10 protein-coding genes are annotated in these 11,988 nt (G+C 72.5%); 5 read left to right on the forward strand and 5 right to left on the reverse strand.

Translation table 11 applies throughout. The features are described from left to right. Positions 1 to 72: 72 nt before the first annotated feature. Entirely contained in the window at positions 73 to 810 is a 738-nt protein-coding gene (locus tag E1289_RS13990) for a hypothetical protein (protein ID WP_207928956.1), read from the reverse strand. A gap of 91 nt (positions 811 to 901) precedes the next feature. After that, positions 902 to 2,998: a DUF6077 domain-containing protein gene (locus tag E1289_RS13995; RefSeq protein ID WP_131980060.1), complete on the reverse strand. Its 2,097-nt coding sequence runs from the start codon at positions 2,996 to 2,998 to the stop codon at positions 902 to 904. A 229-nt stretch (positions 2,999 to 3,227) separates the two neighbouring features. Between E1289_RS13995 and E1289_RS14000 the strand changes: the two genes are divergently transcribed. Beyond that, complete coding sequence (locus tag E1289_RS14000) at positions 3,228 to 3,737, forward strand: hypothetical protein (RefSeq protein WP_207928957.1); 510 nt, start codon at positions 3,228 to 3,230, stop codon at positions 3,735 to 3,737. Positions 3,738 to 3,877: 140 nt separating this feature from the next. Here E1289_RS14000 and aceA read toward each other — a convergent pair whose 3' ends face one another. Further along, a complete protein-coding gene (aceA, locus tag E1289_RS14005; RefSeq protein WP_131980062.1) occupies positions 3,878 to 5,161 on the reverse strand; it encodes an isocitrate lyase in 1,284 nt (427 codons plus the stop codon). 150 nt (positions 5,162 to 5,311) lie between these two features. Here aceA and E1289_RS14010 point away from each other — a divergent pair, with 150 nt between their 5' ends. The 3 genes from E1289_RS14010 to E1289_RS14020 all read left to right on the forward strand — a co-directional run bounded on the left by E1289_RS14010 (position 5,312) and on the right by E1289_RS14020 (position 9,196). After that, positions 5,312 to 6,748: a helix-turn-helix domain-containing protein gene (locus E1289_RS14010; protein WP_131980064.1), complete on the forward strand. Its 1,437-nt coding sequence runs from the start codon at positions 5,312 to 5,314 to the stop codon at positions 6,746 to 6,748. Between the two features lie 141 nt (positions 6,749 to 6,889). After that, positions 6,890 to 7,873 (forward strand): glucosyl-3-phosphoglycerate synthase, encoded by a 984-nt coding sequence (locus E1289_RS14015; protein WP_131980066.1) that lies wholly within the window; start codon positions 6,890 to 6,892, stop codon positions 7,871 to 7,873. A gap of 93 nt (positions 7,874 to 7,966) precedes the next feature. Further along, positions 7,967 to 9,196 carry an acyl-CoA dehydrogenase family protein gene (locus tag E1289_RS14020; protein ID WP_131980068.1) on the forward strand — a complete coding sequence of 410 codons (1,230 nt, stop codon included), beginning with the start codon at positions 7,967 to 7,969 and terminating at the stop codon, positions 9,194 to 9,196. A 68-nt stretch (positions 9,197 to 9,264) separates the two neighbouring features. On the opposite strand, the gene E1289_RS14025 is transcribed toward E1289_RS14020, so the two are convergent. Continuing rightward, positions 9,265 to 9,801 carry a gluconokinase gene (locus tag E1289_RS14025; protein ID WP_131980070.1) on the reverse strand — a complete coding sequence of 179 codons (537 nt, stop codon included), beginning with the start codon at positions 9,799 to 9,801 and terminating at the stop codon, positions 9,265 to 9,267. Between the two features lie 32 nt (positions 9,802 to 9,833). On the opposite strand from E1289_RS14025, the gene E1289_RS14030 reads away from it, so the two are divergent. Beyond that, positions 9,834 to 10,541 (forward strand): FCD domain-containing protein, encoded by a 708-nt coding sequence (locus E1289_RS14030; RefSeq protein ID WP_131980072.1) that lies wholly within the window; start codon positions 9,834 to 9,836, stop codon positions 10,539 to 10,541. An 11-nt stretch (positions 10,542 to 10,552) separates the two neighbouring features. On the opposite strand, the gene E1289_RS14035 is transcribed toward E1289_RS14030, so the two are convergent. Further along, positions 10,553 to 11,944: a GntP family permease gene (locus E1289_RS14035; RefSeq protein WP_131980074.1), complete on the reverse strand. Its 1,392-nt coding sequence runs from the start codon at positions 11,942 to 11,944 to the stop codon at positions 10,553 to 10,555. Positions 11,945 to 11,988 lie beyond the last annotated feature (44 nt).

Here is an 11,988-nt window from a genome sequence, read left to right on the forward strand (position 1 = left end):
GACCACGCCCCGCCCGCCGGTGGCGGAGCCACCGGCGGGCGGGGCGTGGTCGGGTCGACTGTGCTCCATGGGTCAGCTCCTCGGTGCCTGGTCGTCGCGGCGTCCCGCCGGCCCGGCGGCGGCCGCGTGCCCCGCCTCCCCGGCCACGGGGGCCGTACCGGTGGCGGGACCGGTGCCGGTGTGGTCCGTGCCGGACGCCGCGCCGGTGTCGTGGCGCGTTCCGGTGTCGTGGTGGCCCGCGTCGGCCGCGGGCGCCGGGCCGCCGTGCCGCTCACCGGCGGGGACGGACAGCAGTTCCTCGAACAGCTCGCGGTAGTGCTGCATGGCCTGCCGCAGGTCCTCGGTGGACGCCTCCCCGTTCGCCGCCCGCCCGCTGATGGCGTGGGCGCGGCGGTAGTGGTCCATGGTGCGGCCGTGCTCGACCGACAGGTGGGCGACCTTCTCCTCGAAGCCGTGCGTCGGGTAGCCACGCTCGCCCATCACCACGGTGACGAGCCCGTCGGCCTGCTCCACCGCCGCCTCGGGCGTGTCGACGAAGCGTTCCTGGACGCGGACCCACTGCTCGCGGTACTGCTCGCGCCGTGCCGGGTCGAGTTCCTGCAGCCGCAGCTCCTCGTGGCGCTGCTCGCGGGAGCGCAGCTCCCGCTCGGCGGCCGCGCGGCCGCCCGCGCTGCGCACCGCCCGGTCGTATTCGGGGCCGAACCGCCGCTTCAGCCTTTGCGTCTGCGCCCGGGACCGGGCCACGTACACGACCGCGACCAGCGCGGCGACGACGACTACGGCGATGACGACCCATATCGCGGTGGACATTGTTTCCTCCAACAAGCGCCGGATCGAACGCATCGCCGATGCCCGCAGAAAAGCATTCAAAACGGAATGCCATGAATCGGGCACCCGGAGGTCAGCGGCCCGGGGGCACCAGGCAGCTCAGCGGCCCGACGCGCCGGGCGCCGCCGTACCCGGCGGCCCGCAGCAGTTCGAGCGCGCGCTCGTCGCGCCGCCACGCGCACGCCACGTCCACCCCGGTGCGCTCCAGCGCGGCCCGCACCTCGGCGGCGCGCGGCTTGCCGCCCCGCGGGTCGCGGACGGCGGCGGTCAGCACCTTGCGGTCGTCGACGAACCGCCGCGGCGCGGGCAGGCTCCGCAGGTAGTGGCCGTTGGGGTTCACGGCGTGCGTGCCGACGGTCAGCAGCGGCACGGCCCGCATCACGCGGGACGGCATGAGCACGAGACCGCCCGGTCCCGCGAGCGCGACCACCTCCCGCGCGGTCCCGGCGGCCTTCCCGGAGATCTTCCACGACGGGCGCGCCGCCACGGCCGAGCCGTTGGACGCCGACCACACCGGAACCCCGCCCGCGGCCAGCGCCACGGCGAGCGCGGCCGCCGGGCCGGCGGCGGCCAGGCGGGCGGGGCCCGGCCGCGCGGCGGGAATCCGCACCGTGGCCAGCAGGCCGATCAGCACCGGCGCGGGCACGGCCCACATCGTCCGCCAGAGCACCTGCCCCGCCCCCGACAGGTCCGCGGCCGTGTGCAGCACACCGGGGAGGACGAGGGCGGTCAGCACCGCTGCGACCCCGGTGGCGATCAGCGCGGGCACGCCGCGGCGGGCGGTCCAGGGCGACAGCCACAGCGCGCACCCGGCGAGCACGCCCAGCACCCCCTGCAGCAGGACCCACCCGTAGGCGGACGGGGCGTCGTGGACCCTGCCGGCCACGCTCGTGTCGTCGTTGAACAGCATGACCGCGAGGCCCGCGGCGATCGGGTAGGCCGCCGCCGCGCACGCGGCGAGGCCGGTCCGGACGCGGCCGGCGGCCAGCAGCGGGACGGCGGCGGCCCCGACGACGAGGGGCACGACGAACGCGGCCGACGAGGTCAGCCCGACCGCGGTGATCCCGGCGGCGGTGAGCAGCGCGAGGTCCCGCCGCGAGCGCCGCTCGGCCCACCGGGTCAGGTAGACGAACAGCAGCGGCACCAGCACCGACACCAGCATCGCCTTGCCCTGCCACATCCGCGGCAGGTGGAACGAGCCGAGCGAGGCCGAGTTCGTCCCGCTCAGCAGCAGGTAGGCCGCCGCCACGGCGAAGCAGAGCGCGGCGCGGCGCGGCGCCCACGCCCGGACCAGCCGCCAGAGCGCCCAGACGGCGAGGAAGACGGCCGCGGGCAGCATCAGGTACCACAGGAACGACGCGGCGTGGGCGCCGAGCACCCGCGCGAGGGCCCCGGCGAGGACCTCGACCGAGGCGACCGGCGGCTCGCCCGCGATCTCGTCGGCCGTGCCGGGGGTGAAGATGACGTCCTTGAGGGGGATCTCGCCGGTGGCGGCCGTCGCGACCGAGCGCGAGACGAAGTAGGCGTCGTCGCCGTCGGAGTTCACGATGAACAGGGAGGCGACGGCGAACCCGGCCCCGGTGAGCAGCGCGAGCGGCGTGCCCCTGCGGGCCGGCTCCTCCCCGTGGTCCTCGTACCCGGCGTCCTCGTACCCGGCGTCCTCGTCCCCGGTGCCCTCGTCCGCGTGCGCGCGGTCCCCGTCCCGGCCGTCGCCGTTTGCCCCGTTCCGGCCGCCGAGACGGGGGAGGAGGTAGGCCGCCGCGGCGGCGACGCTCACCGTCCCGCAGAGCCATGTGCACCACCACGGGACACCGGACGGGTACAGGCCCGCGCACGTCCCCGCCGCGGCACCCGCCGCCACCGCGACCACGGCCAGGGAGCGCCTGGGGCGCCGTGCGGCCCGCCGCGCCCTCTCCCGCCAGAGCGGGCCGCCCTCCCACCACGCGCGGCCGGTCGCGTAGAGCGCGGCGAGCGCCCCGGCGGCGGCGAGCCACGCCAGCAGCAGCGCCCAGGTGGGCGACCGGAGCAGCAGGCCGAGATGGTAGACGACGGTCCAGGCCGCGAAGAGCACGACGGCGGCGTCGGAGAGCCCGTCCACCAGGCGTGTCGTGCGGGTTTCGTCCGGCCGGCGGAGCCGCGTTTCAGCGGCACGGTCGAGTAACTGAACCATCCGGGTCCTCCCCCGTACGCCCGTGACGATCTTGCTGTGTTGGACGCCGTGTTCAGACCCGAGGTTCACACGCCGCCGCGCTCCCGATATCCCCTGGTGCCGTCACGGGCGAGCGCCACTCCCGTTATCAGTACGGATTTACTGCGGTATGCCTGATATGCATGTTCTGATTGAGGCGCCATCGGTTTACCCGCGCTCGGCGGGCCCATGCGAACGGAAGTGATGCCCGGTGCGCCACGCGTTCGGCTTCGTCCTCGGCGTACTGCTGACGCCGGCCCTGGTGTACGGCGCGGCCTGGGGATACGTCCAGGCCGGCCAGTCCTTCAGCGGCACCGGACAGGAGATCACCGACCGCACCCGCATCTACGGGGCGTTCGCCCTGCTCGCCGCCGTGGGCCTCGTGATGGGCGTGATCATCGTCGCGCGCTGGGCGTCGCCGCTGGTCTCGCTCATCCCGGCGCTGGCCCTGCTCGGCCTCTCCGCCTACTTCCTGGTCGACCCGGAGCGCGCCCTCACCCTGCCGGAGGAGGCGCCGCCGGCCGGTGACATGGACTTCGGGCTCCGCATGCTGCTCGGCTCCGGCGTGTTCGCGATGATGGGGTTCGCGCTGCTGATGCCGACGTGGGCACCGCGCCGCTGGAGCTCCCGCCGTGACGGGGAGCCGGCCGACGCCGACTTCTACTCCGCCATGGAACGCCGGCCGTCACCGGGACCCGGGCCGTCCAGGCACGGGCGCTGAGGCGGTCCGGTCTCCGGTACGCGCGCCGGCCCCGGGTGCCCCGGGACGCCAGAAGGCCCCCGCGGGTGTAGGAACGCGGGGGCCTCCGGGGTCCGGGGGAGATCAGACCGGAAGGTGGGGCCGGTGGGTGAGCCGGCGGCTCAGTGGAACTGGCCCTCTTCCGTCGAGCCCTTCAGGGCGGTGGTGGACGAGTCCGGGTTGATCGCGGTGCTCACCATGTCGAAGTAGCCGGTACCGGCCTCGCGCTGGTGCTTGACCGCGGTGAAGCCCTTCTCGGCCGCGGCGAACTCGCGCTCCTGCAGGTCGACGTAGGCGGTCATGCCCTCGCGGGCGTAGCCGTGCGCCAGGTCGAACATGCCGTAGTTGAGCGCGTGGAAGCCGGCCAGGGTGATGAACTGGAACTTGAAGCCCATGTGGCCGAGCTCCCGCTGGAACTTGGCGATGGTCGCGTCGTCCAGGTGCGCCTTCCAGTTGAAGGACGGCGAGCAGTTGTAGGCCAGCATCTGGTCCGGGTACTCGGCCTTGACGGCCTCGGCGAACTTGCGGGCCTGCTCCAGGTCCGGGGTGCCGGTCTCCATCCAGATGAGGTCGGAGTACGGCGCGTACGCCTTGGCGCGGGCGATGCAGGGCTCCATGCCGTTGCGGACCCGGTAGAAGCCCTCGGCGGTGCGCTCGCCGGTGATGAACTCGCGGTCGCGCTCGTCCACGTCCGTCGTGATCAGTGTCGCGGCCTCGGCGTCGGTCCGCGCGATGATCAGGGACGGCACGTTGGAGATGTCCGCGGCGAGGCGGGCGGTGCTGAGGGTCTTGATGTGCTGCGAGGTCGGGATCAGCACCTTGCCGCCGAGGTGGCCGCACTTCTTCTCGGAGGCCAGCTGGTCCTCCCAGTGCACGCCCGCGGCGCCCGCGGCGATCATGCCCTTCATCAGCTCGAAGGCGTTCAGCACGCCGCCGAAGCCGGCCTCCGCGTCGGCGACGATCGGGGCGAGGAAGTGGGTGTCGCCCTCGCCCTCGGCCCACTGGACCTGGTCGGCGCGCAGGAGCGCGTTGTTGATGCGGCGCACGACGGCCGGGACCGAGTTCGCCGGGTAGATGCTCTGGTCGGGGTAGGTCTGGCCCGCGAGGTTGGCGTCCGCCGCGACCTGCCAGCCCGACAGGTAGATGGCCTTGAGGCCCGCCTTCACCTGCTGGACCGCCTGCAGCCCGGTCAGCGCGCCGAGGGAGTGGACGTAGTCCTCCTCCTGCAGCAGCTTCCAGAGCCGCTCGGCGCCGAGGCGCGCGAGGGTGTGCTCCTCCTGGACCGAACCGCGGATCCGCACGACGTCCTCCGCCGTGTAGGTCCGCTCGATCCCCTGCCAGCGGGGATCGGTCTCCCACTGACGCTGCAGCTCTTCGGCTGCGCCCTTGAGGCGACTGTCGCTCATCGTCTCAGCCCTTCCGTGTCGTCCCCTGGGTGCTTGCATCGACTATGCCCCGATCGCAACCCCTTAATGAACTCGCGAGTAACAGAAGAACTGCGATATTTCCGCTACCATGAACCCGTGACGACCTTGCGGCCAGAAGAACCCCTCAACTTGACGAGTGACGTAGACCTCGTGACGTTCGGGCAGCGGCTCCGGCATCTGCGGCGCACCCGCGGCCTGACGCTCGCGGAACTCGGCGAGCGCGTCGGGCGCGCCCCGTCCCAGCTGTCGCTGCTGGAGAACGGGCGCCGCGAGCCCAAGCTGTCGCTGCTGCAGTCGCTCGCCACCGCGCTGGAGTGCCCGGTGGAGGAGCTGCTGCGGCGCCAGCCTCCCAGCCGCCGCGCGCAGCTGGAGATCGAGCTGGAGGAGGCGCAGCGCGACCCGCTCTACCGGACGCTCGGGCTGTCCCACCTCAAGGCGGGCAAGCGGATGCCGAACGAGGTGATCGAGCACATCCTGGCGCTGTACGGGGAGCTGAAGCGCAGCCGGACCAAGCCGACCGCGAGCCCCGAGGAGGCGCGCAAGGCCAACGCCGAGCTGCGCCGCCAGATGCACGAGCGCGGCAACCACTTCGCCGACATCGAGACCGTCGCGTCCCAGACCCTCGACGCGGTCGGCTACCGGCGCGGCGCGGTGTCGCAGGGACTGCTGATGACGCTGGTCGGCCACTTCGGCTTCGGCCTCCGGTACGTCAAGGACCTGCCGCGCTCCGTGCGGTCGGTCACCGACCTGCGCAACCGGCGGATCTACCTGGAGCGCGAGCAGCTCGGCATGCACACGCCGCGGACGATCCTGCTGCAGACCCTCGGGCACATCGCGCTGGACCACGACCAGCCGCGCGACTTCGCCGACTTCCTGCGCCAGCGCGTCGAGGCGAACTACTTCGGCGCCGCGATCCTGATGCCCGAGCGCAGCGTCGTCCCGTTCCTGCAGGAGGCGAAGGCGGCGCGGGAGCTGTCCGTGGAGGACCTGGCGGACGTCTTCTCCGTCTCCTACGAGATGGCCGCGCACCGCTTCACCAACGTCGCGACCCACCATCTCGACCTGCAGCTCCACTTCACCAAGAACGACGAGAACGGCACGATCTACAAGGCGTACGCCAACGACGGCCTGGCGTTCCCCCAGGACGAGGACGGCGCGATCGAGGGCCAGCGGATGTGCCGCGAGTGGGCCGGGCGCCACGTGTTCGGTGCCGAGGACCGCTTCTCGGTCTACTACCAGTACACCGACACCCCGCGCGGCACGTACTGGTGCCTGTCGCACATCGACCCCAGCCACGAGCGCGACTTCGCGATCACGCTGGGCGTCCGGTTCGAGGACTCCCGCTGGTTCCGCGGGCGGGAGACGACCCGGCGGCGCAGGTCGTCCTGCCCGGACGGCGACTGCTGCCAGCGTCCCCCGAAGACGCTGTCGGACCGCTGGGAGGGGATGGCCTGGCCGTCGGCCCGCGCGCACTCGCATGTGCTGTCGGTCCTGCCGCCCGGGGCCTTCCCCGGGGTGGACGAGGCGGACGTCTACGCCTTCCTGGACCGGCACGCCGCCGAATGACGACCGTGTTGTCCCCGCGTTAACTCTTCGGGCCGGTCTGCTCTCTCCCGTCCCGGCGGTGAATGATCTGGGAGGATCTGGCGTTCCTGATAGGTGAGGGGGACGCCCGGTCCCGGGACGGTCCGCACGGAGGGAGAGCGCGTGCTGCCTGAGGTCGCGTCGTGGTTGCGCCGCCGCACGAGCACGGCGGAGGACTGGCCGCCGCGCCTGCTCCTCGGCGCCAAGGGCGACACCAGGATCAGCGTCGTGCTGCCCGCGCGCGACGAGGAGGCGACGGTCGGCGCCATCGTGGCGGCGATCCGGACCGAGCTGGCCGAGCGGATCCCGCTGGTGGACGAGATCGTCGTGGTCGACTCCCGGTCCCGCGACCGGACCGCCGCCGTGGCCGCCGCGGCGGGCGCCGAGGTCGTCGCCCAGGACGCCGTCCTGCCGGAGGAAGGCCGGATGTCCGGCAAGGGCGAGGCGCTGTGGAAGTCCCTGGCCGCGACGTCCGGTGATCTGGTCGTCTTCGTGGACGCCGACCTGCGGGAGTTCACCCCGTCCTACGTGACCGGGCTGCTCGGGCCGCTGCTGGCCGACCCGTCCGTCGGCTACGTCAAGGGCTGCTACGACCGCCCGTTCGTCGAGGGGGACCGGCGCGTCGAGGGCGGCGGGGGCCGGGTGACCGAGCTCGTCGCGCGGCCCCTGATCAACCTGCACTGGCCGCTGCTCGCCGGCGTCATGCAGCCGCTCGGCGGCGAGTACGCGGGGCGCCGCGCGCTGCTGGAGCGGCTGCCGTTCGTCACCGGCTACGGCGTGGAGCTCGGCCTGCTCCTGGACGTCTACCACGACTCCGGCCTCGACGCGATCGCGCAGGTCGACCTGGGGCGCCGGGTGCACGCGCACCAGTCGACCGAGGCGCTCGGCGAGATGTCGGGGCAGATCATGCTGACCGCCTGGTCGCGGCTGGAGCGGCACGGCCGGATGATGCCCCTGGAGGCGCCGGCGACCGCGCTGACCCGCATCCGCCGCGGCACGGACGGGTACGACCCCCGCACCGTCGACGTCGCGGTGGGGGAGCGGCCCCCGATGGCGGAGGTGCCCGGGTACGCCGCCGCACGGTCGTTCTCCCCGGGCCGCGGCTGAAAATCCTGTGACTCGGCCCACCGTGTTACCTCTGGTAACGGCAGATGGTGCTACCGTTGGTAACACGGATATTGGAGAGAGGGTCTATTAATCATGACGAGCGCGGAGCCGACGCCGTTCTCGCTGGAGCCCAGTGAGGACGTGCGCGAGGTCAGGGACTGGGTGCACGAGTTCGCCCGGGACGTCATCCGTCCCGCGGCCGAGGAGTGGGACGAACGCGAGGAGACGCCCTGGCCGCTGATCCAGGAGGCGTCCAAGGTCGGCCTCTACTCGCTCGACTTCTTCGCCACGCAGTGGCTGGAGCCGACCGGGCTCGGCATCCCGGTGGCGTTCGAGGAGATCTTCTGGGGCGACGCCGGCATCGGGCTGTCCATCGTGGGGACCGGGCTCGCCGCCGCGTCCGTCGCCGCCGTGGGCACCCAGGAGCAGGTCGCCGAGTGGGTGCCGCAGATGTTCGGCACCCCCGACGACGTCAAGCTCGGCGCGTTCTGCTCCTCCGAGCCCGACGCGGGCAGCGACGTCGGCGCCATCCGCGCGCGCGCCGTCTACGACGAGGCCAAGGACGAGTGGGTCCTGAACGGCACCAAGACCTGGGCCACCAACGGCGGCATCGCCGACGTCCACATCATCGTGGCGTCCGTGCACCCCGAACTCGGCAGCCGCGGCCAGGGCAGCTTCATCGTCCCGCCGAACACGCCGGGCTTGCGGCAGGGCCAGAAGTTCAAGAAGCACGGCATCCGCGCCTCGCACACCGCCGAGGTGATCCTCGAGGACGTGCGCATCCCGAGCCGCCTCATCATCGGGGGCAAGGACCGGTTCGACGAGCGCGTCGCGCGGGCCCGCGAGGGCAAGAGCTCCAAGGGCCAGGCCGCGCTGAAGACGTTCGAGACCACCCGCCCGTCGGTCGGCGCGATGGCCATCGGCGTCGGCCGCGCCGCCTACGACTACGCCCTGCAGTACGCCCGCGAGCGCGAGCAGTTCGGCCGCAAGATCGGCGACTTCCAGGCCATCGCGTTCAAGCTCGCCGACATGAAGTGCCGGCTGGACGCCGCCCGCCTCATGGTGTGGCGGGCCGCCTGGATGGCCCGCACCGGCAAGGACTTCGAGAACGCCGAGGGCTCGATGGCCAAGCTCATGGCGAGCGAGATGGCGGTCAACGTCACCGAGGAGGCCATCCAGATCCTCGGCGGCAACGGCTACACCCGCGAGTACCCGGTGGAGCGCATGCACCGCGACGCGAAGATCTTCACGATCTTCGAGGGCACCAGCGAGATCCAGCGCCTCGTCATCGGCCGCACCGTCACCGGCCTCTCCGTCCGGTAGCCCCTGACCCGCGCAGCGCCCGGTGTGCCCGCGAAACCGCGCCCGCGGGCACACCGGGTCCGGGCGGCTCAGTCCCGCGTGCCGCCGGAACCCGCCGGGAGGAGCGGCCGGATGAGGCGCACGGCCTGCCGGGCGACCTCGTCGACCGGTGGCGCGACGTCCAGCAGCGCGCCGTGCTCGTCCGGCTGGAGCGGCTCCAGAGTCTCGAACTGGGAGCGCAGTAGCGCGGGCGGCATGAAGTGGTCGCGGCCCCGCATCCGCCGGAGCAGCAGCTCCTCCGCGCCGTGCAGGTGGAGGAAGTAGGTGTCCGGCACCGGGCGGCGCAGGACGTCGCGGTAGGAGCGCTTGAGGGCCGAGCAGGCGAGGACCGTGGACGTCCCGGCGGCCCGCTGATCGGCCGTCCAGCGGGCGAGCGCCTCGAGCCACGGCCATCTGTCGTCGTCGGTCAGCGCTTCGCCGCCGGACATCTTCGCGATGTTCGCGGGCGGGTGGAAGTCGTCGGCCTCGGCCATCCGCAGCCCGAACCCGTCCCGGAGCCGGCGCGCGATCGTGCTCTTGCCGCAGCCGGAAACCCCCATCACCACGACGTGGACGCTTGTGATCATGGGATTCTCCGTCCGCGGGTACGCTGGCGGCCATGTCGACTCTGCACGAGGAGGTGCTCGCCAGGCTCGGGCCACTGATCATCTCGGGTGAGCTGGCGCCGGGGTCGACGGTCAACCTCGAATGGGTGCAGCAGGAGTTCGGCGTGTCGCGCACCGTCGCCCGGGAGGTGGTGCAGGTCCTCGCGTCGATGCGGCTGGTGGCCAGCCGCCGGCGGACCGGCGTCACGGTGCTGCCGAAGGACGAGTGGGACTCCTACGACCGCGCCGTGATCAGGTGGCGGCTGGCCGGGCCGGAGCGCGGCGTCCACCTGCACCAGCTCTCGCAGCTGCGCACCGCGATCGAACCGCCGGCCGCCGCGCTGGCCGCCCGGCACGCGGACGGCCGCCAGCGGGACCGGATCGTCGAGCTCGGCGCGGCCCTGGAGGAGGCGGGCGAGGCCGGGGACCTGGCCGCGTTCCTCGAACACGACATCGCGTACCACCGGCTGCTGCTCGAAGCGTCGGGGAACGTGATGTTCGCGGGCCTCGCCTACGTCGTGGAGGAGGTGCTGCGCGGGCGCACGCAGCACCGGCTGATGCCGCCGCGGCCCAAGCGCGAGGCGCGCCGGCTCCATCTCGTGGTGGCCGAGGCCGTCGCCGGCCGCGAGTCCGAGGTCGCCAGGGCGGCGATGACGGCGATCTGCGTCGAGGTCACCGACGAGATGGGCCGGCTCGACGGGGACGGCGCCCCCGCGTCCTGACCTGGCCGTACTCAGGTGACCAGCCACAGCAGCGAGGCGATCGCGAACACCGTCAGCCCGAGCGTCGTCTCGATGACGGTCCAGGTCTTCAGGGTGGTCTTCTCGTCCATGCCGAACAGCCGGCTCACCAGCCAGAACCCGGAGTCGTTCACGTGCGAGAGCACGGTCGCGCCGGCCGCGATGGCGATCACGAGGAGCGTGAGCTTGAAGTCGTTCAGGCCGGCTTCGCCGACCGCCCCCGCGATCAGTCCGCCGGTCGTGGTCAGCGCGACGGTCGCCGAGCCCTGCGCGACGCGCAGCAGGGTCGCGATGATGAAGGCCTGCAGGATCAGGGAGATGCCGAGGTCGGACAGGCTGCCGCTCAGCGCGTCACCGATGCCGCTGAGCTCCAGCACCCCGCCGAACATGCCGCCCGCACCGGTGATCAGGATGATGGCGCACACCGGGCCGAGGGCCTGGTCGAGGATCTTGCTGACGGTGGCCATCGACGCGTTGGGCCGGCCGAGCACCAGGATCGCGACGAGGACCGTGATCAGCAGGGCCACCGGCGTGATGCCGATCAGGCTCAGGAAGTCGACCCAGTCCTGGCCCTCGGCCAGCACCTCCGACTCGACCAGCGTCGACAGCACCGTGTTGAAGGAGATCAGCACCAGCGGGATGAGCAGCAGCATGAGCACCGTGGCGAAGGACGGCTGCCTCCAGCCGGGCTCCTCCGCGTTCTCGCCGTCCTGCACCTCGCCGAAGACCACGTCCGACACCGGCACGTCGACCCTGGCGGCGAGGAACCGGGAGACCAGCATGACGCCGACGTACCACGCCACCGCCGCGACCGGGATGCCGACGAGCAGCGTCAGCCCGACGTTGGCGCCGATCAGGTTCGCCGCGGCGACGGGCCCGGGGTGCGGCGGGACGATCGCGTGCATCGCGGCGAACGCGCCCGCCGCGGGGAGCGCGTAGTAGAGCACGGAACCGCCGAAGCGCCGCGCCACGGTCAGGATGATCGGGACGAAGATGACGAGCCCGGCGTCGAAGAAGATCGGGAATCCGAACAGCAGGGACGCGACGCCCAGCGCCATCGGCGCCCGCTTCTCGCCGAACCGGCCGATGAGGGTGTCCGCGAGCGTCTGCGCACCGCCGGTCACCTCCAGCAGCCGCCCGAGCATGACGCCGAACGCGACCAGCAGCGCCACCGACCCGATCGTGTCGGCGAATCCGAACATCAGCACATCGGGGATGTCCCCGGGCTCGAACCCGACGGCGACGGCCGTCAGCACGCTCACCAGGACGAGTGAGATGAAGGCGTGCAGCTTCACCTTCATGATCAGGAACAGCAGCACCGCCACGGCACCGGCCGCGATCAGCAGCAGGGTGAGGGTGCCGAACTGGGGTTCGATCGCTTCCACGGGCGCCTCCGCCACCGGTCCGGCCCGGCAGGTCCCGGGCGCGT

It is taken from the genome of Actinomadura sp. 6K520 (assembly GCF_004349245.1).
GTDB lineage: Bacteria > Actinomycetota > Actinomycetes > Streptosporangiales > Streptosporangiaceae > Spirillospora.

Coding starts and splice junctions, on each gene's coding strand:
- E1289_RS14020 (WP_131980068.1), top strand. CDS start 7,967: ATGACGAGCGCGGAGCCGACGCCGTTCTCGCTGGAGCCCAGTGAGGAC.
- E1289_RS14025 (WP_131980070.1), bottom strand. CDS start 9,801: ATGATCACAAGCGTCCACGTCGTGGTGATGGGGGTTTCCGGCTGCGGC.
- E1289_RS14030 (WP_131980072.1), top strand. CDS start 9,834: ATGTCGACTCTGCACGAGGAGGTGCTCGCCAGGCTCGGGCCACTGATC.
- E1289_RS13990 (WP_207928956.1), bottom strand. CDS start 810: ATGTCCACCGCGATATGGGTCGTCATCGCCGTAGTCGTCGTCGCCGCG.
- E1289_RS13995 (WP_131980060.1), bottom strand. CDS start 2,998: ATGGTTCAGTTACTCGACCGTGCCGCTGAAACGCGGCTCCGCCGGCCG.
- aceA (WP_131980062.1), bottom strand. CDS start 5,161: ATGAGCGACAGTCGCCTCAAGGGCGCAGCCGAAGAGCTGCAGCGTCAG.